Source organism: Hydrogenophaga sp. (assembly GCF_011772445.1).
In the GTDB taxonomy this organism is placed as follows: Bacteria; Pseudomonadota; Gammaproteobacteria; order Burkholderiales; family Burkholderiaceae_C; genus Hydrogenophaga.
Window position 1 is genome coordinate 17,679 of record NZ_WVZN01000026.1, and the last position, 15,857, is coordinate 33,535.

Annotated in this window: 17 protein-coding genes; 12 read left to right on the forward strand and 5 right to left on the reverse strand. The window is 68.3% G+C overall.

Annotation, left to right across the window (positions count from 1 at the left end):
• Positions 1 to 33: 33 nt before the first annotated feature.
• Positions 34 to 945: a hypothetical protein gene (locus GTO19_RS11345; protein WP_291021002.1), complete on the reverse strand. Its 912-nt coding sequence runs from the start codon at positions 943 to 945 to the stop codon at positions 34 to 36.
• Between the two features lie 341 nt (positions 946 to 1,286).
• Between GTO19_RS11345 and GTO19_RS11350 the strand changes: the two genes are divergently transcribed.
• From GTO19_RS11350 to GTO19_RS11370, 5 genes are read left to right on the forward strand one after another with little or no spacing between them, the layout of a single operon-like run.
• Entirely contained in the window at positions 1,287 to 2,441 is a 1,155-nt protein-coding gene (locus GTO19_RS11350; protein WP_291021003.1) for a flagellar biosynthesis protein FlhB, read from the forward strand.
• Positions 2,438 to 4,516, forward strand: coding sequence for a flagellar biosynthesis protein FlhA (gene flhA / locus GTO19_RS11355; RefSeq protein ID WP_291021004.1), 2,079 nt, complete (start codon positions 2,438 to 2,440; stop codon positions 4,514 to 4,516). The genes GTO19_RS11350 and flhA overlap by 4 nt, the downstream gene beginning before the upstream one ends.
• Positions 4,517 to 4,548: 32 nt before the next feature.
• Positions 4,549 to 6,072 carry a flagellar biosynthesis protein FlhF gene (gene flhF / locus GTO19_RS11360; RefSeq protein ID WP_291021005.1) on the forward strand — a complete coding sequence of 508 codons (1,524 nt, stop codon included), beginning with the start codon at positions 4,549 to 4,551 and terminating at the stop codon, positions 6,070 to 6,072.
• Positions 6,065 to 6,826: a hypothetical protein gene (locus GTO19_RS11365; RefSeq protein ID WP_291021006.1), complete on the forward strand. Its 762-nt coding sequence runs from the start codon at positions 6,065 to 6,067 to the stop codon at positions 6,824 to 6,826. Before flhF ends, GTO19_RS11365 begins: the two co-directional genes overlap by 8 nt.
• Positions 6,827 to 6,828: 2 nt before the next feature.
• Positions 6,829 to 7,548, forward strand: coding sequence for an RNA polymerase sigma factor FliA (locus GTO19_RS11370; RefSeq protein WP_291021007.1), 720 nt, complete (start codon positions 6,829 to 6,831; stop codon positions 7,546 to 7,548).
• Positions 7,549 to 7,610: 62 nt separating this feature from the next.
• On the opposite strand, the gene GTO19_RS11375 is transcribed toward GTO19_RS11370, so the two are convergent.
• Positions 7,611 to 8,351 carry a hypothetical protein gene (locus tag GTO19_RS11375; protein ID WP_291021008.1) on the reverse strand — a complete coding sequence of 247 codons (741 nt, stop codon included), beginning with the start codon at positions 8,349 to 8,351 and terminating at the stop codon, positions 7,611 to 7,613.
• 174 nt (positions 8,352 to 8,525) lie between these two features.
• On the opposite strand from GTO19_RS11375, the gene GTO19_RS11380 reads away from it, so the two are divergent.
• Both GTO19_RS11380 and GTO19_RS11385 read left to right on the forward strand, forming a co-directional pair.
• The gene (locus tag GTO19_RS11380; protein WP_291021009.1) at positions 8,526 to 8,933 is read left to right on the forward strand and encodes a VOC family protein; all 408 of its coding nucleotides are present in this window, start codon (positions 8,526 to 8,528) and stop codon (positions 8,931 to 8,933) included.
• 115 nt (positions 8,934 to 9,048) lie between these two features.
• A complete protein-coding gene (locus GTO19_RS11385) occupies positions 9,049 to 10,167 on the forward strand; it encodes an acyltransferase (RefSeq protein WP_291021010.1) in 1,119 nt (372 codons plus the stop codon).
• A 21-nt stretch (positions 10,168 to 10,188) separates the two neighbouring features.
• Here GTO19_RS11385 and GTO19_RS11390 read toward each other — a convergent pair whose 3' ends face one another.
• The 3 genes from GTO19_RS11390 to flgA all read right to left on the reverse strand — a co-directional run bounded on the left by GTO19_RS11390 (position 10,189) and on the right by flgA (position 11,679).
• Positions 10,189 to 10,530 carry a hypothetical protein gene (locus tag GTO19_RS11390; protein ID WP_291021011.1) on the reverse strand — a complete coding sequence of 114 codons (342 nt, stop codon included), beginning with the start codon at positions 10,528 to 10,530 and terminating at the stop codon, positions 10,189 to 10,191.
• A 5-nt stretch (positions 10,531 to 10,535) separates the two neighbouring features.
• On the reverse strand, positions 10,536 to 10,841 hold the full coding sequence (flgM, locus tag GTO19_RS11395) for a flagellar biosynthesis anti-sigma factor FlgM (protein WP_291021012.1): 306 nt from the start codon (positions 10,839 to 10,841) through the stop codon (positions 10,536 to 10,538).
• Positions 10,842 to 10,953: 112 nt separating this feature from the next.
• Positions 10,954 to 11,679, reverse strand: coding sequence for a flagellar basal body P-ring formation chaperone FlgA (gene flgA / locus GTO19_RS11400; protein WP_291021013.1), 726 nt, complete (start codon positions 11,677 to 11,679; stop codon positions 10,954 to 10,956).
• A gap of 191 nt (positions 11,680 to 11,870) precedes the next feature.
• On the opposite strand from flgA, the gene flgB reads away from it, so the two are divergent.
• The 5 genes from flgB to GTO19_RS11425 all read left to right on the forward strand — a co-directional run bounded on the left by flgB (position 11,871) and on the right by GTO19_RS11425 (position 15,844).
• Positions 11,871 to 12,269 (forward strand): flagellar basal body rod protein FlgB, encoded by a 399-nt coding sequence (flgB, locus tag GTO19_RS11405; RefSeq protein WP_291021014.1) that lies wholly within the window; start codon positions 11,871 to 11,873, stop codon positions 12,267 to 12,269.
• A gap of 11 nt (positions 12,270 to 12,280) precedes the next feature.
• Positions 12,281 to 12,685, forward strand: coding sequence for a flagellar basal body rod protein FlgC (gene flgC / locus GTO19_RS11410; RefSeq protein WP_009520047.1), 405 nt, complete (start codon positions 12,281 to 12,283; stop codon positions 12,683 to 12,685).
• 22 nt (positions 12,686 to 12,707) lie between these two features.
• On the forward strand, positions 12,708 to 13,370 hold the full coding sequence (locus tag GTO19_RS11415; protein ID WP_009520046.1) for a flagellar hook capping FlgD N-terminal domain-containing protein: 663 nt from the start codon (positions 12,708 to 12,710) through the stop codon (positions 13,368 to 13,370).
• A 37-nt stretch (positions 13,371 to 13,407) separates the two neighbouring features.
• Complete coding sequence (gene flgE / locus GTO19_RS11420; RefSeq protein WP_291021015.1) at positions 13,408 to 14,622, forward strand: flagellar hook protein FlgE; 1,215 nt, start codon at positions 13,408 to 13,410, stop codon at positions 14,620 to 14,622.
• A gap of 154 nt (positions 14,623 to 14,776) precedes the next feature.
• Complete coding sequence (locus tag GTO19_RS11425) at positions 14,777 to 15,844, forward strand: hypothetical protein (RefSeq protein WP_291021016.1); 1,068 nt, start codon at positions 14,777 to 14,779, stop codon at positions 15,842 to 15,844.
• Positions 15,845 to 15,857 lie beyond the last annotated feature (13 nt).

Genomic DNA, 15,857 nt, shown 5'->3' on the forward strand with positions numbered 1-15,857 from the left:
CATATGTCCTCTCCTTTGATTGACTGAAATGGATTACCGGGGTGTCGTCCAACGGCACCAGCCTTCGTAGCGCGTCCATGTGGCTGGCCGAAATACCTCTGCTCTGACCCAAAGGTCATCGGTGACATCCCATACGACCAGCAAAGTCCTTCGATACGCAGCTAAGGCTGCTCGTTGGCGATCTGGCTCGGTTGCCTGCAATGAGGAATCGGTCGACACCCCAGGACCGTACGGGACGTGCTCGCAGGTCTTAAGGTCGATGCGGCTGTAGCCTTCTCGCCCGGTGCTGGTTTCGGCGAGGTATTCCGACCAATACATGAGGTCGGTTCCCTTGACCCGAGGGAAGTAGCGTTTGAGGGAATACACCCGGAACGGCGGTGCACCAGTGGCCACATCGAATCCACGAAACCCCGTCACCGATCCTTCGTCCATCCACCCGCAACGCTCGACGTCCTTGATCAGTTTGGGCGGACCTACGTGCACCTCGTCCGGGTACTCCGCCGACGGAAAGTCGGTTTTGAACTCCATCACTGGTTCGACCGGCACGAAGCCTTTGCCCTTCATCAGGTCGCGCATCAAGGCCTTGCACAGGGCCGTCTCGCCGGGGTTTCGTCCGTCGTCGTGCAGCCGCAAGGGCGGTTGACGTGCGATCAGCTCTTTCACTCGCGCCAGCCGTTCCGCTTCTGTTGGCTGCACGACTTGGGCTGTCGCGTGGGTGGTCAGCACCCAGGCAGTGAGCAGGAGAACCGTCGGTCTCAACAAACTCAGGAGGCTGATGGCTTCGGCTTCCGTGGTGCGGCGCTCGGCCAAGCCACGGCGCAGGCCCGTGCCACCGGCGAGCGGCGTGGCTGCGCCAGTGCCGCCATCGAGCTGGCCGGAACCACTACCCTCGCCAACTCGTCGCAGCTTCTGCATGCGAACGGAGCGCTTGCTTGTGTTGCCCATGTCGATCCCTTCTCTTTCGCGTGCTTCTTGCGCACGCCGTGAAAGATAGGGGCAGCCGTCGCCAAGCCTTACCCCTGGGAAGTACGCGCGGATCTCAACAACTGATTACGCATGGATGACGCCCTCAGGGAGTCGCTTGGCGGAACGGGTCACTGGGCGGATACCAACCGGCTTGTCGCGTCAGGCTTTCTGCCGCTCGATGCTGACGTTGACGGAAAGTTGCCAGGGTCCCAGCCTCCGCCTGTCCACCGATTCGAATAAGCCCCTTTCCCCCCGTCTTATCGCCCTTTAGTTTTCCGGGTCGCTTTCCACAATCAGGCTCACTTCCCCGAGCCTGACTGATGGATTCCTCGAGCCAAGACAAAAACCTGCCAGCCACCCCGCAGCGCCTGAAGAAGGCGCGCGACGACGGCCAGGTCGCCCGCTCCAAGGACTTGTCCAACGTCACCGTGCTGGGCGGCGGCATGCTGGTGCTGTTTGCGCTGGCGCCCACCGGTTTCGCCCAGCTGCGCGACGCGCTGGCCAGCCAGCTGCGCTTCGACAGCGCCAGCGTGCGCACGCCCGAGCTCATGCTGCAGCGCCTGTCGGACCACACCGCGCAAGCGCTCATCGTCTACCTGCCCCTGGGCCTGCTGGTGCTTGCGCTGGCTGTCGCGGCCCTCGTCGCCGCAGGCAGCTTCGCCTTCAGCACCAAGCCCATCGAGCCCAAGCTCAGCAACATCAGCCCGCTGTCGGGCTTCAAGCGCCTGTTCTCGCGCCAGCAGGTCATCGAGACCTTCAAGCTGGTGGGCATCACCGCCGTGGTGCTGCTGGTGGCCGGCCAGTTCATCGTCAACCACGCGGAGGCCTTTGCCACCCTGCTCATGCGCCCGCTGGAGGCCGGCATCGGCCAGCTCGCGCAGTGGCTGGCCGTGGGCGTGGGCCTGCTGCTGCTGGTGATCGGCGTGGTGGCGGCCATCGACGTGCCCACCCAGCGCTTCCTGCACAAGCACCGCCTGAAGATGTCGCACGACGAGATCAAGCGCGAGCACAAGGAAGCCGAGGGCGACCCGCACGTGAAGAGCCAGCGCCGCGCGCGCCAGCGCCAGCTCGCGCAGCGCCAGAGCATCCGCGCCGTGCCCAAGGCCGACCTGGTGGTGATGAACCCGACCCACTACGCCGTGGCGCTGCGCTACGACGAGGCCACCATGGCCGCCCCCCGTGTGATCGCCAAGGGCACGGACCTGCTGGCCATGAAGATCCGCGACGTCGCCAAGGCCAACGCGGTGCCGGTGCTGCAGTCACCCATGCTGGCGCGTGCGCTGTACGCGCACGCCGAGATCGACCAGGAAATCCCGGGTGCGCTCTACACCGCCGTGGCCCAGGTGCTGGCCTGGGTCTACCAATTCAAGGCGGCCATGAACGGCCAGGGCCGCATGCCAGCCGACCCGCAGCCGACGGTGCCGCCCGAACTCGATCCGCACTTCAAGAAAAAGCCCCAGGAGGCTGAAGAATGAACGCCCTGCAGCAATGGTTCAAGCGCAACGGCGCGCTGGCCGGCGGACTGGCCGCGCCCATGCTGGTGATGACCATCCTGTCGATGATGGTGTTGCCGCTGCCGCCCTGGATGCTGGACACCTTCTTCACGCTCAACATCGCGCTGGCGCTGGTGGTGATGATGGTGGCGGCCTACATGAAGCGCCCGCTGGACTTCTCGGTGTTTCCCACGGTGCTGCTGCTCACCACGCTGCTGCGCCTGTCGCTCAACGTGGCCTCCACCCGCGTGGTACTGCTGGAGGGCCACACCGGTCCCGGCGCGGCCGGCGAGGTGATCGAGGCCTTCGGCCATTTCCTCATCGGCGGCAACTTCGCGGTCGGTCTCATCGTCTTCGTGATCCTGGTGGTGATCAACTTCGTGGTGATCACCAAGGGCTCGGAGCGCATCGCCGAGGTGGCCGCGCGCTTCACCCTGGACGCCATGCCCGGCAAGCAGATGGCGATCGACGCCGACCTGGGCGCGGGCCTGATCGACGAGAAGGAAGCCAAGCGCCGCCGCGCCGAGGTGGGCGAGGAGGCCGAGTTCTTCGGCTCCATGGACGGCGCCTCCAAGTTCGTTCGCGGCGATGCGGTCGCCGGCATCCTGATCCTGATCATCAACGTCATCGGCGGCTTCGCCATCGGCATGATGCAGCACGGCCTGTCGGCGGGCCAGGCGGCGGACAACTACATCCTGCTGGCCGTGGGCGATGCGCTGGTGGCGCAGATCCCGGGCCTGCTGATCTCGGTGGCCGCGGCCATGGTGGTCTCGCGCGTGGGCAAGGACGAGGACCTGGGCGGCATGGTGGCGCAGCAGATGTTCCTGTCCTCGCGCGTGCTGGGCATCGCCGCCTCGGTGCTGTTCCTGCTGGGCGTGATCCCCGGCATGCCGCACCTGTTCTTCCTGCTGTTCGCGGCCCTGCTGGGTGGCCTGGCGTACTGGCGCCGTCAGCAGGAACTGGCGCCCAAGCCCGAACCCGGCGCCGCCGCCGCGGGCGCGCCCGCCAACGACGGCGAGGCGAGCTGGGACGACCTGCAACCCGTGGACCTGCTGGGCCTGGAACTGGGCTACCGCCTGATCGCGTTGGTGGACAAGACCCGCCAGGGCGACCTGCTCACGCGCATCAAGGGCGTGCGCAAGAAGTTCGCCCAGGACGTGGGCTTCCTGCCGCCGCCGGTGCACGTGCGCGACAACCTGGAGCTGCACCCCAGCGCCTACCGCATCACCCTGCGCGGCGTGGTGGTGGGCGAGGGCGAGGTCTTCCCCGGCATGTGGCTGGCCATCGACCCCGGCGGCATCAACACGCCCCTCATCGGCACGCCCACCACCGACCCGGCCTTCGGCCTGCCCGCGCACTGGATCGACGAGCGCCAGAAGGAAACGGCGCAAATGGCCGGTTTCACCGTCGTTGATTCCGAGACTGTGCTGGCGACCCATCTTTCACACTTGATGCAAGTCCAGGCGGCCAAGTTGCTGAGCCGGACGGAGACCCAGGAACTGGTCGAACACGTGACCCGCCTGGCCCCCAAGCTGATCGAAGAAGTCGTGCCCAAGATGGTTTCGGTTGCCACCTTCCAGAAAGTGCTCCAGCTGCTGCTGGAAGAAGGTGTGCACGTGCGCGACATCCGCACCATCATCGAATCGATCGCCGAGCACGCCGTGCACGTCACCGAACCCCACGAGCTGGCCCGCCGCGTGCGCATGGCGCTGTCGCCGGCCATCGTGCAGCAGATCTACGGCCCGGTGAAGGAGCTCGAGGTCATCGCCATCGAGCCCGGTCTGGAGCGGCTGCTGATGCAGGCGCTGTCCGGCCAGAACGCCGGTGCGCTGGACCCTGGCGTGGCCGAGATGCTGAGCCAGTCCGCGACCGACATCGCCAACAAGCAGGAGGAGAAGGGCGTGCCCGCTTGCCTGCTGGTGCCCGACGCCATCCGCAGCGCCATGGCGCGCCTGCTGCGCCGCGCCGCGCCGCGCCTGCAGGTGCTGGCGCACAGCGAGATTCCCGAGACCCACCTGATCCGCATCGGCCCGATCCTGGGCCAGCTTGCCACCTGATCGCCTGACCGCACCTTTCCAGGACCGACCGAATGAACATCCAACGCTTCATCGCCCCCACCTCGCGCGAGGCCATGTCCAAAGCGCGCCGCCAGTTCGGCGACAGCGCCGTGATCCTCTCGACGCGCCAGACGGCGGACGGTTTCGAGGTGATGGCCGCCGCCGAGGAAAGCCTGGCGGGCATCGCGCAGGCGGGGCAGTCCCTGTCGCCCGCGCCCGCGGTGGCCGCTGCGGTGGCCACGGCCGGCCAGTTGGCGGCAGCGCAGAAGACGGCGCACAGCAGCACGGTGGGCAGCGACACCGAAGCCCTGGCGATGAGCACCCTGTCGTTCCAGGAGTACGTGCGCGAGCGCATGCTGCGCAAACGCCGTGAGCAGATGGGCGAGGGCGCATCGCCCGCCGCCGCCGCGCCCGTGGCGAAGGCCGCGCCCGTGGCGCCGGCCAAGCCCTTCATTGCCGAGCCGGCCGACCCGATCATGGTGCCGGTGCAGCGCTACAACGAGCCCACGGAGATGGCCCAGCCCGCGCGCCGCGCGCAGGCCCCCATCCGCACGCGCGAGACCGCCTTCGAGGATTCGGTGCCGCCCGCGCGCTTCGCCACGCAGGAAGACAACCGCATGGCCGTCGAGCTCAACGCGCTCAAGGACATGATCGAAGAGCGCTTCAACACCCTGGCCTGGCTGGGCTCGAGCAAGCAGAACCCGATCCAGTCGAGCCTGATGCACAAGCTCATCCGCGCCGGCTACTCGCCGCAGCTCGCGCGCGCCCTGCTGGAGCGCCTGCCCGCCGAGGCCGGCGCCGGTGAATCGCTGCGCTGGGTGATGGACGCGATCCAGCGCAACCTGCGCGTGGCCGCCGCCGGCGCCAGCCTGGCCGAAGAGGGCGGTGTGATCGCCCTGGTGGGCGCCACCGGTGTGGGCAAGACCACCACCGCCGCCAAGCTGGCCGCGCAGTGCGTGAAGCAGTTCGGCGCTGGCAGCGTGGGCCTCATCACCCTGGACAGCTACCGCGTCTCGGGCTACGAACAACTGCGCGCCTACGGCCGCATGCTGGGCGTGGTGGCGCACCTGGCGCACGACCGCGCCGCACTCAAGGACCTGCTGGGCCTGCTCTCGGGCAAGCGCCTGGTCATCATCGACACCGCCGGCCTGGGCCAGCGCGACCAGCGCGTGCAGGACATGCTCGACGTGCTGGAGGTGCCCTCGCTCAAGAAGGTGCTGGTGCTCAACGCCGGCGCGCAGGGCGATGCCATCGACGAAACCCTGGCCGCTTTCAAGGCCGACAAGCTGCACGGCGTGGTGTTGTCCAAGGTGGACGAGGCCGTGAAACTCGGCCCGGCACTGGACGCCGCCATCCGCCACCAGGTGACGGTGCGCGGCGTGGCCAACGGCCAGCGCGTGCCCGAGGACTGGCAGAACGCCGACGCCGCCACGCTGGTGCGGCTGAGCATGGGTTCGGCCGGCAAGTCGGCTTTCGACCCCGCCAGCGCCGACATGGGCTTCTACTTCGCCCAGTCCGGTGGGCGCGGCATGCCGCTCGGGGGCCTGCATGTTTGATTTCGGCGTCGACCAGGCCGCCGGCCTGCGGCTCGAAGCGAAGGCCCGCCACGGCGGGCCCGCGCTGATGCCGCTGGCCAGCCCCGCGATGCCCTCGCGTGGCTTCGAGTGGCTCTGCCGCCTGGCCATGGACCTCACCGAGGCCGGCCAGCGCGTCGTCGTCATCGACGCCTGCGCCACCGAGCGTGGAGGCAGCGGTGGCCTGAGCCATGCGTTGGCCGACGCCGGTGTTGCCCACCTGGGCGCCGAGTCGGTGCCCGGCGATGGCACCGATTGGCTGGTGATGCCTGCTGCCGACGGCCTGCAAAGCCTCGTGGCCACGGCCGATGCCGCCGGCTCAGACACCGCGCTCACGCGCCTGTTTGCCCCTTTCGCGTCGGGTGCGCTGCTGCTGCTGTACGCGCCCGCCCAACTGCTGGCCCGCCTGCTGAATGGCGTGAAGGCTCGCGTGCTGGTGCCCGTGGTGCCGCAGCCGCAGGCCAGCATCGACGCCTATGGCGCGCTCAAGTGGCTGCACGGCGCAGGCCTGCACCCGGTGCTGGCGCCGCTGGACGCCCACGCGCAGGTGCTCGCCAACGTGGTCGACTGCGCGCAGCGCCACCTCGAACTCAAGGCGCCGGTGTGGCCGCGCGCCGCCTGGGGCCAGCGCGTGCCCGACGCCGCCCTGGTCTGCGCCGACGCGCCGGCCTTCGTTCCCTACCGCTCACCTGCCCGCGGCGCGCACGCCGGGGCCGCCATTCCCTTCTGGAGCTGACGATGTACACCGCCAAAGGCACGCTCAACCGCGAGGACCAGCTGCGCAAGTACAGCCCCCTGGTCCGTCGCCTGGCGCATCACATGATCGCCAAGCTGCCCCCGAGCGTGGAGCTCGACGACCTGATCCAGGTCGGCATGATCGGCCTGACCGAGGCCATCGCGCGCTACGAGCCCTCGCAGGGCGTGCAGTTCGAGACCTTCGCCAGCCAGCGCATTCGCGGCGCGATGATCGACGAACTGCGCGACGGCGACTGGATGAGCCGCGGCTCGCGCAAGAGCCAGAAGGACATCGAACAGGCCGTGCACCGCCTGCAGCAGAAGCTGCACCGGCCCCCGCGCGAGAGCGAGATCGCGGCCGAGATGGGCCTGACCCTGACCGACTACCAGGCCCTGCTGGCCAAGGTGCGCGGCACCCAGCTCGTGTACCTGGAAGACATCGGCGGCGGCGCGGGCGACGACGAGGACGGTTTCCTGGACCGCCACATGGGCGATCACGAGGCCGACCCGTCCGCCATGCTCATGGACCACCGCATGCGCATGGCGCTGGTGGAGGCCATCAAGACCCTGCCGGAGCGCGAGCAGCACATCATGAGCATGTACTACGAGCACGACATGAACCTGAAGGAAATCGCCGCCGTGCTCGGCGTGACCGAATCGCGCGTGTGCCAGTTGCACAGCCAGTCGATCGCGCGGCTGCGATCGAAGATGCGCGAGCATTGAGCCGGGCTTGGTGATCGGTTCCGGCTCGGCTGGTGCGGCGTCGCGCGTCAGCGCGCGGCCACTCAGCGAACGATCCAGGACGGCATGTCTGGAAACAGCGGCGGCAGCCGCTCGAGCAGGCTTTGTGCGCAGACGGGCAGGACCAGTCGTTTGGGCGCGGGCTTGACACCATCGCGCAGATCCGCGAAGCGCCCGAGCAGACCGGTGTCCAGCAGCAGACCGATCGTGTCGTGCGAGAGACCTTCCAGTGACAGCGTGTCTTTCGGCTCAAGAAGCATGCCGGCCAGCTGGTCTCCTGCCTTTTCCAGGGCGTCGCGTTGCGGGGCGTTCTCGGGCAGCGCGTCGAGACTCTTGCGCAAGTCCTGTTGGAACTGGACGACCCGGAACTTTCCGCGATTGCGCAGTTGGAATTCCGACGGGGGCAGAGCGCTCAATCGTGCGTTCAGTGTGCGCAACTCGGAGACCGTCGGCGCCTGGCCGGTGTGTTTCCATCGCCCCATCGATCGGCGGAAAGCGTCCACCGCATCGCCGACGTCCTCGCCTCGGTCGTGCGTCACCTCCTGGACCATGTGCTCCAGGAACGTGTCCAGATCGCCTCTCGGGACGGACTTTCCGGACCGATGCGTGGGGGCGCGCGCGAAGAGCACGAACGTGCCGTCCTCCTGGCGCTTCGCGCTCACGTGGTGCAGGTCGCAATTTCGTTCGGGCGTGGGCTCCAGCAGGCTTTGGGGCGTTGGCGTTGCCAGGAATTGCGTGAGTTGTTCGTTTTTGGTGCGGGGCTGAGGCAGGCGGGTCGAGATCATGGGCGTAGGGACAGAACAGGCCGGTGGTACAGGGGTGGCTTGGGCCACCGGCGCTGAGTGCGCGTTCTCGCCACGAGCGTTGCGCACACGCCTTTTTGTACTGGTCACCTGGATTTGGTGATAGGCCCGCGCTGGCCACACAATGGCCACGCCCCCCAACGCCCAGGAGGCCGCATGTTCCGCCCCCTCACCCTCGATCACCTCGTCCTGCGCGTCGTCGATCTCGATCGCATGCAGCGCTTCTATTGCGACGTGCTGGGCTGCACGGTCGAGCGGCGGCAAGCGGGTATCGGCCTGCTGCAACTGCGCGCGGGCAACGCGCTGATCGACCTGGTGCCGGTGAGTGGCCCGCTGGGACGCGCGGGTGGCGCACCGCCCGGCCGTGAGGGGCGCAACCTCGACCACTTCTGCCTGCGCGTGGAACCCTTCGACGAGGTGCTGATCCGCGCGCAACTGGCCCGCCACGGCGTGGAGGCCGGGCCCGTGGAGCAGCGCTACGGCGCCGAAGGCGAGGGGCCGTCGATCTACCTGGATGATCCGGAGGGCAACGTGGTGGAGCTCAAGGGGCCGCCGCGCGCGTGAGGTATTTCACGATCGACGGCGGCGTGTCCCCTTCCCTGGGGGCGACGCGCCTGCCGCCGCCGGGCGAATGCTGATGCAATCGCGCCCATTGTTTGACGGACGCGATCGGGACCCCATGCCTTGGTTGAGCCAGTACTTCGAGCTGTCGCGCGGCAGCGCCCACAACGTGCGGCCCATGGAAGGCCTGCGTGGCTTCGCCGTCTTCCTGGTGTTCCTGGTGCACTACGCCACGCTGGTCGAGCACTGGCTGGACACCGACGCCGCGGTGCTGCACCTGGCAGAGGCCCTGCACACCGTGGGGAACACCGGGGTCGACCTGTTCTTCGTGCTCAGCGGCTACCTCATCTACGGCTCGTTGATCGCGCGGCGCCAGCCCTTCGCGCGCTTCATGGCGCGGCGCATCGAGCGCCTGTACCCGGCTTTCACGGTGGTGTTCGTGCTCTACGTGGCGCTGTCCTTCCTGTTCCCGGCCGAGAGCAAGATCCCGCCGGGCACCGGTGAGGCGCTGATCTATCTGCTGCAGAACTTCCTGCTGCTGCCCGGGCTGTTCCCCATCGAGCCCATGATCACCGTGGCCTGGTCGCTCAGTTACGAGCTCTTCTACTACCTGGTGATTCCGCTGGTGATCGGCGCCCTGGGCCTGCGCGAGCGCAGCGCGGCCTGGCGCGCCGTGTTCTTCGCCGGCGCCGGTGTGGCCCTGCTGGCCTGGTGTGCCCTGGCCGGCGGCCACGTGCGGCTGGCCCTGTTCATCGCGGGCATCCTGCTGCACGAGGCCATGAACGCGCCGCGCGTGCCCACGCCCTCGGCGGCGGTGGGCGGGCTTGCCCTGGCGGCGGGCCTGCTGGGCACCCTGCTGCCCTGGGAGGGCCCGATGGGCGCCTCGTTCAGCACCCTGATGCTGTGCCTGAGCTTCTTCCTGGTGTGCCTGGCCTGCTTCCGGGCACCGCTGGGTCCGCTGGCGCGCCTGTTCTCCTGGGCGCCGATGCGCTGGCTGGGCAACATGAGCTACTCGTACTACCTGATCCACGGGCTCGCGCTGAAGGCCGCGTTCCTGGCGATGTCGGTGCTGATCCCACGCGCGGCGTTCGACTCGTGGTTCTTCTGGGCCCTGATGCCGATGATGTTCGCCATCACCCTGGTGCCGTCGGCCGCGCTGTTCCTGGCGGTGGAACGGCCGTTCTCGCTGGCGCGCGAAACGGCCAGGCCGCGCGAAGCGGTGGCTTCGACGCTCTGAGGGCGAAAGGGGGGGACGGGTTCAGGCGCCCGCGTAGCGGCGCGCGCCCGGCTTGCCCAGGCCTTGGTAGGTGGGCTTTTGCAGGTGGTCGGGCAAGAGGCTGCCCAGGGCGCGCTCGTTGAGCGCGGCGGCGCGCAGCGTGGCGGCGCGCAGTTGGGTGAAGCGCTGGGCGGCCGCGTGCAGATCCTGCGTGTGGCCGTGTTTCAGTTCGAGGGCGCGCGGGGCCTGCTGCAGCGCGGCCTGCACCGCGCCGCTGGCCAGTTCCGCGCCCGGGGCGTCGCCCTGCAGCAGCGCGCGCTCCAGGGCGTCGAGCCGCTCGTGCAGCAGCGCGATCCAGGGGTGCGGGACGCGGGCCTCGCTCATGGGCTTCAGCCGCGGCCGGCGTTGAGCATCTCGGCCGCGTTGGCCAGGAGCTTGTCGGCGATGGCTTCCGGGTTGACCTGGAAGCTGCCGTCCTCGATGGACTTCTTCACGGCGGCCACTTTCTCGGCGTTGAACACCGCGCTGTCCGAGGCACCGCCCACGGCCGCGGCCGAGGACAGGGTCACGGTCACGCCGGGCTGCGGCGCGCCGGAGGCGGGCTTGGCCACGGCCTCGCCCTGGGCGACGGGCGCCTTGGCGGGGCCACCGGCCACCGAGCCGATGTAGGAATCCGTTGACGAATCGACTTTCATGTCACGCTCCAAACCCTGATGGCAGGGTCCTGTGCACGTTGTATCGACCTTGATCCCTGGAACTTTAGTGTTTTGAGGCGGTTTTTCTGCCGTTCATCGGTCAAGGCGCCCGTCAGAGGGGCACCTCCACCACCTGATCGGCCCGCACCTGGCCGCTGACCACCTTGCCGCTGGGCAGGCGCACCCGGGCGCTCTGGCCCACCAGGCCGGCGTTGAGCGCCTGGCCGATGACCGTGATCGCAAAACCCGGACCGCCCGCGCTCACCTTCACCGGCGTGCCGGCTTCGAAGGCCTGCGGCGGACGCACCATGTTCTCGCGGATGACCTGGCCCGGCGTGAGCGCGTACGCCGCCTGCTGGCCGACCCAGCGCTCGGGCAGGGCCAGCACCATCGACGGGTGGGCCGCCCAGTCCACTTCGGCGCGCTCGGCGTGTTCTTGAGTGAGGGTCTCGCCGGATTGCACCGGTGACTTGAGCACCCAGGCCGGCCCGAAGGCCTGCACCGTGACGGGGAGGTAGACGGCCCAGCGCGTGGGACCGTCGACGCAGCGCAGGCCGACCCGGCTGCGGCCCCAGAGTCGACCGTTGGGCGGCAGGAAAGGTTCGATGGCCTTGCACGGCGCCAGTCGCAGGCGGTTGTCCAGCGAGCCCATCACCACCTCGGCGCGCAGCGGCATGCCCGCCTGCTCGGCCAGGGCCTGATCCACGGCCGGTTGCAGGAAATCGCGCGCGAGCTTTTCCAGGCCGCTGTTGTCGTTCGCGCGTGCGCTCGCGACCGCGCCCAGCAGCGCGAGGCCGAAGGCGACGGTGAGCAGCAGACGAAGGGCGGGGCGGTTCATGGCGGACTCCGGTGGCAGGTTCACGGCGACCACTGTAGGCCGCCCGGTGGGCGGGCTAAGCCGCGAAATGCCCGCCTCGGCTGCCGCTGTTCCGCGCTTATCCCTCCCTCAAGTCTTTTGACAATCCGTCCACGCCCCGGTCCGGGCATGTTCCCGGGCCGGCCACGACAACCGCACGCCAGGGGGTGCGCATGCTCGAACAGATGACCGGCCGGCTGGATTTCCACGCCCAGGCGCTCACGCTGCGCTCGCAGCGCCAGCAGGTGCTGGCCAGCAACATCGCCAACGCCGACACGCCGGGCTACAAGGCGCGCGACTTCGATTTCGCCGCCGCGCTCAAGAGCGCCAGCGGCAGCGCCACGGGCCAGGCCGTCACCACCGACGCGCGCCATTTCCGCAGCGTCGGCGCACACGCGGGCGACCCCAGGCTCGCCTACACGGTGCAGACCCAGCCTTCGCAGGACGGCAACTCGGTCGACCTCGACCGCGAGCGCGCCAACTTCGTGGACAACACCATCCGCTACGAATCCACGCTGCGCTTCATCAACGGCCACGTCAAAACCATGCTGTCCGCGATCACCGGGCAATAAGGAACTCCACGATGTCGATGTTCAACATCTTCAACGTCTCGGGCAGCGCCATCAGCGCGCAACAGCAGCGCCTGAACGTGGTGGCCAGCAACCTGGCCAACGCCGACGCCGTGGCCGGGCCCGACGGCCAGGCCTACAAGTCGCGCCACATCCACTTCCAGACCGTCGCCATGGGCGACGCCGGCAGCGCGGGCGTGAAGGTGCAGACCATCACCGAAAGCGACGCGCCCGGGCGCCGCGTGCACGACCCGCTGCACCCCAGCGCCGACGCCGAGGGTTACGTGACGCACTCCAACGTCAACCCGGTGGAGGAGATGGTCAACATGATTTCGGCCTCGCGTTCGTACCAGAACAACGTCGAGGTCATGAACACCGCCAAGAACCTGCTGCAGAAAACGCTGCAGATGGGCCAGTGATTCCGTTCAAGGACGCCTCGCCATGATGTTCTCCAACCCCTTCGACCTCTCCGCCCTCGGCAACACGCCGGGCGCGTCCACCAAGTCGGGCACCACCGCCACCGGCGCCGAGGCCACGCAGGACCGGTTCCTCAAGCTGCTCGTCGCGCAGCTGAACAACCAGGACCCGATGAACCCGATGGACAACGCGCAGATGACGACGCAGATGACGCAGATCAACACGGTCGCGGGCATCGAGTCGCTCAACACCACGCTCAAGGGCATGGCCACGCAGTTCACGGCCATGCAGAACCTGCAGGGACTGTCCCTCATCGGCCGCGAGGCCCTCGTGGAGGGCAAGACCTTCGGCTTCGACGGCACCGTCGGCAAGGCCGCGTTCCGCATCGACTCGCCCGCCGACAGCGTGCAGGTCGACGTGCTCGACAAGGCCGGCCAGGTGATCGACACCCTGGACTTCGGCGCGCTCACCGCGGGCCAGCACTCCTTCAACTGGGACGGCAGCGAGTTCAACCCCAACGACGTGGCCAGCTACCGCGTGCGCGCCTCCAACGGCGGCACGCCCGTGGGCTCGTTCATGTACAGCCGCCTCACGGTGACCTCCGTCGGCATGAAGGACGGCCAGATGCAACTGCAGCTGCAGAACGGCAGCACGGTCGGCTACGACAAGATCACCACGTTCATGTAATCCCCCTTCCCCGCAGCAAGGACGCAAGGACAACACCATGGCATTCCAGCAAGGACTCTCCGGCCTGAACAGCGCGAGCAAGAACCTCGACGTCATCGGCCACAACATCGCCAACGGCAACACGGTGGGCATGAAGTCCTCGCGCGCCGAGTTCGCCGAGGTCTACGCCAGCTCGGTCAACGCGGCGGGCGGCGTGAACATGGGCATCGGCGTGTCGGTCGCGGCCGTCACGCAGAGCTTCACCCAGGGCAACATCACCATCACCGGCAACGACCTGGACGTGGCCATCAACGGCGCCGGCTTCTTCGAACTCACCATGCCCAACGGCAGCACGGCCTACAGCCGCGCCGGCATGTTCAAGCTCAACGACCAGGGTCAGATCGTCAACCACCAGGGGGCGCAGCTGATGGGCTACCCCACGGACCCCGAGGGCAACCGCCTGAGCTTCGACACGGTGCCCCTGACGCTGCCCACCAGCGCGCCCATTCCCGCGCAGCGCACCACCAACGTCACCGCCGAGTTCAACCTGGACGCGCGCGCCCCGGTGTGGAACTCCGTGACGCCGCCCACGCCGCTGTCCACCTACGGCACCTCCTTCGTCGCCTTCGACGACCAGGGCCTGGAAATCCCCGTGTCCATGGCCTTCCGCAAGGTGGGCAACAACACCTGGGAGGTGTACACCGGCGTGAACGGCGCCGATCCGGCCCTGTCCACGCCCTTCACGCTGACCTTCAACGACGATGGCTCGCTGGACCCCGCCTCGGTGATTCCGCCGCTCACGGTGGCCTCGCCGAACGACCCGGCGCTCACCTTCCCGATCACCCTCGACTTCGTCAACATCACGCAGACCGGCACCGCCTTCGGCGTGACCGAGCTGGACCCCGACGGCTACCGCCCGGGCCAGTTCCTGGGCCTGAAGATCGGCGAGAACGGCGTCATCACCGGCCAGTACTCCAACGGTGAAACGCGCGCGGCCGGCCAGATCGCGCTGGTGAACTTCCGCAACGCGCAGGGCCTGCAGCCCACGGGCGGCGGCAACTGGACGGCCACCTACGCCTCCGGCGACCCGCTGCGCGGCGAGCCCGGCACCGGCAACTTCGGCGCGCTGCGCGCCGGCGCCACGGAAGATTCCAACGTCGACATCACCGCCGAGCTGGTGAACATGATGACCGCGCAGCGCGCCTACCAGGCCAACGCGCAGACCATCAAGACGCAGGACCAGGTGCTGAGCACGCTGCTGAACATGCGTTGAGCGCCTGCTGATCGGAGGCGAAAGCGGTATCACCATGGCCTTGGGCGAGGCAATGCCGCATTCGCAGTAGCGGTTGGTCTCCGGCAACAGGACGAGTGCGCACCGTGCGCGGCGTGGCTAGCATGGCCGGCCCCGCCACTGCGCCCATCGCCCCATGACCGACACCACACCCGCCTCGTTTCTCTCCGACGTCGAGCTCTCGTTCCCGCCCGCCGAGCGCCTGGGCGCCAAGGTCGAGTACTTCCACTTCCTGCCGCACGAGAAGTCGTACACGGTCAACGTGTACTTCATCCGCCAGGCGCCCGATGCCGCCACCATCGATCGCGTGATGCGCGAGTGCCTCGCGCTGGCGGCCGCCCACGATGGCCGCTTCATGATCAGCGGGGGTGTCTACCTGGCGTCGGGCGATGACATCGACGTGCACGAACGCACGGAGCTGCTGCCCTGGGGCAAGGACCGCTTCCTGTGCTTCGACCCGACGCTGCGCCAGATCGGGGTGCGCCGCTACGGCAAGAAGCACTTCGAGGACAAGCAGGCGATCACCGAGGTCGGCACCATCGGCACCGGCGACAAGGTGGACTATCCCGGCCGCCCGGTCAACCCGGTGTACGAGGGCGAGGACATGGACGAAGAAGTCGACGACGCCACGGACACGCAGCGCGCCATGGTCAGCGAATGGCTCTGGTACGGCTATTGCAGCCCCGAGAGCATCCACCGCTGGATCGACGAGAACCACGCCGCGGGCGATGGCTTCGACCTCGCGTGGATCAAGGCCTTCGCCGGGCGCGCGCTGGCCCGCAAGCGCGCCGCCGAGGCCGGTTGGCCACAGGTCACCGACGTCGATCGCCTCGATCAAGCCTTCACCAGCCTGCACGATCAAGGCATTTGCGCCGTGCAATGGGCCGGCAACACCATGGCCGAGGGCGAGCAGGCCGTCTGGGACGCGATCGACGACGCTTGCGAGGCCGGCGTGGCCGAAGACCACTACTGGGGTGTGTGCTTCTTCCACAGCCAGGACATGGACAGCGCGCTCCAGGGCGAGGGCCTGCGCATCGCCTTCAGCGGCGTCGAGACCGACGATGAGGCCCAGACCCTGCGCGTCGCGCAGTTGATCTGTCAGACCTTGCAGCAGCACGGCCTCAGGACCGACTGGAACGGCCGGGCCGACACCCGCATCGCGCTGCCCGCGCTGTGCTGGCAGAGCCGCACCCGTCAGGACTGAGTCCTGCTGCGCC

Coding starts and splice junctions, on each gene's coding strand:
- GTO19_RS11345 (WP_291021002.1), bottom strand. CDS start 945: ATGGGCAACACAAGCAAGCGCTCCGTTCGCATGCAGAAGCTGCGACGA.
- GTO19_RS11350 (WP_291021003.1), top strand. CDS start 1,287: ATGGATTCCTCGAGCCAAGACAAAAACCTGCCAGCCACCCCGCAGCGC.
- flhA (WP_291021004.1), top strand. CDS start 2,438: ATGAACGCCCTGCAGCAATGGTTCAAGCGCAACGGCGCGCTGGCCGGC.
- flhF (WP_291021005.1), top strand. CDS start 4,549: ATGAACATCCAACGCTTCATCGCCCCCACCTCGCGCGAGGCCATGTCC.
- GTO19_RS11365 (WP_291021006.1), top strand. CDS start 6,065: ATGTTTGATTTCGGCGTCGACCAGGCCGCCGGCCTGCGGCTCGAAGCG.
- GTO19_RS11370 (WP_291021007.1), top strand. CDS start 6,829: ATGTACACCGCCAAAGGCACGCTCAACCGCGAGGACCAGCTGCGCAAG.
- GTO19_RS11375 (WP_291021008.1), bottom strand. CDS start 8,351: ATGATCTCGACCCGCCTGCCTCAGCCCCGCACCAAAAACGAACAACTC.
- GTO19_RS11380 (WP_291021009.1), top strand. CDS start 8,526: ATGTTCCGCCCCCTCACCCTCGATCACCTCGTCCTGCGCGTCGTCGAT.
- GTO19_RS11385 (WP_291021010.1), top strand. CDS start 9,049: ATGCCTTGGTTGAGCCAGTACTTCGAGCTGTCGCGCGGCAGCGCCCAC.
- GTO19_RS11390 (WP_291021011.1), bottom strand. CDS start 10,530: ATGAGCGAGGCCCGCGTCCCGCACCCCTGGATCGCGCTGCTGCACGAG.
- flgM (WP_291021012.1), bottom strand. CDS start 10,841: ATGAAAGTCGATTCGTCAACGGATTCCTACATCGGCTCGGTGGCCGGT.
- flgA (WP_291021013.1), bottom strand. CDS start 11,679: ATGAACCGCCCCGCCCTTCGTCTGCTGCTCACCGTCGCCTTCGGCCTC.
- flgB (WP_291021014.1), top strand. CDS start 11,871: ATGCTCGAACAGATGACCGGCCGGCTGGATTTCCACGCCCAGGCGCTC.
- flgC (WP_009520047.1), top strand. CDS start 12,281: ATGTCGATGTTCAACATCTTCAACGTCTCGGGCAGCGCCATCAGCGCG.
- GTO19_RS11415 (WP_009520046.1), top strand. CDS start 12,708: ATGATGTTCTCCAACCCCTTCGACCTCTCCGCCCTCGGCAACACGCCG.
- flgE (WP_291021015.1), top strand. CDS start 13,408: ATGGCATTCCAGCAAGGACTCTCCGGCCTGAACAGCGCGAGCAAGAAC.
- GTO19_RS11425 (WP_291021016.1), top strand. CDS start 14,777: ATGACCGACACCACACCCGCCTCGTTTCTCTCCGACGTCGAGCTCTCG.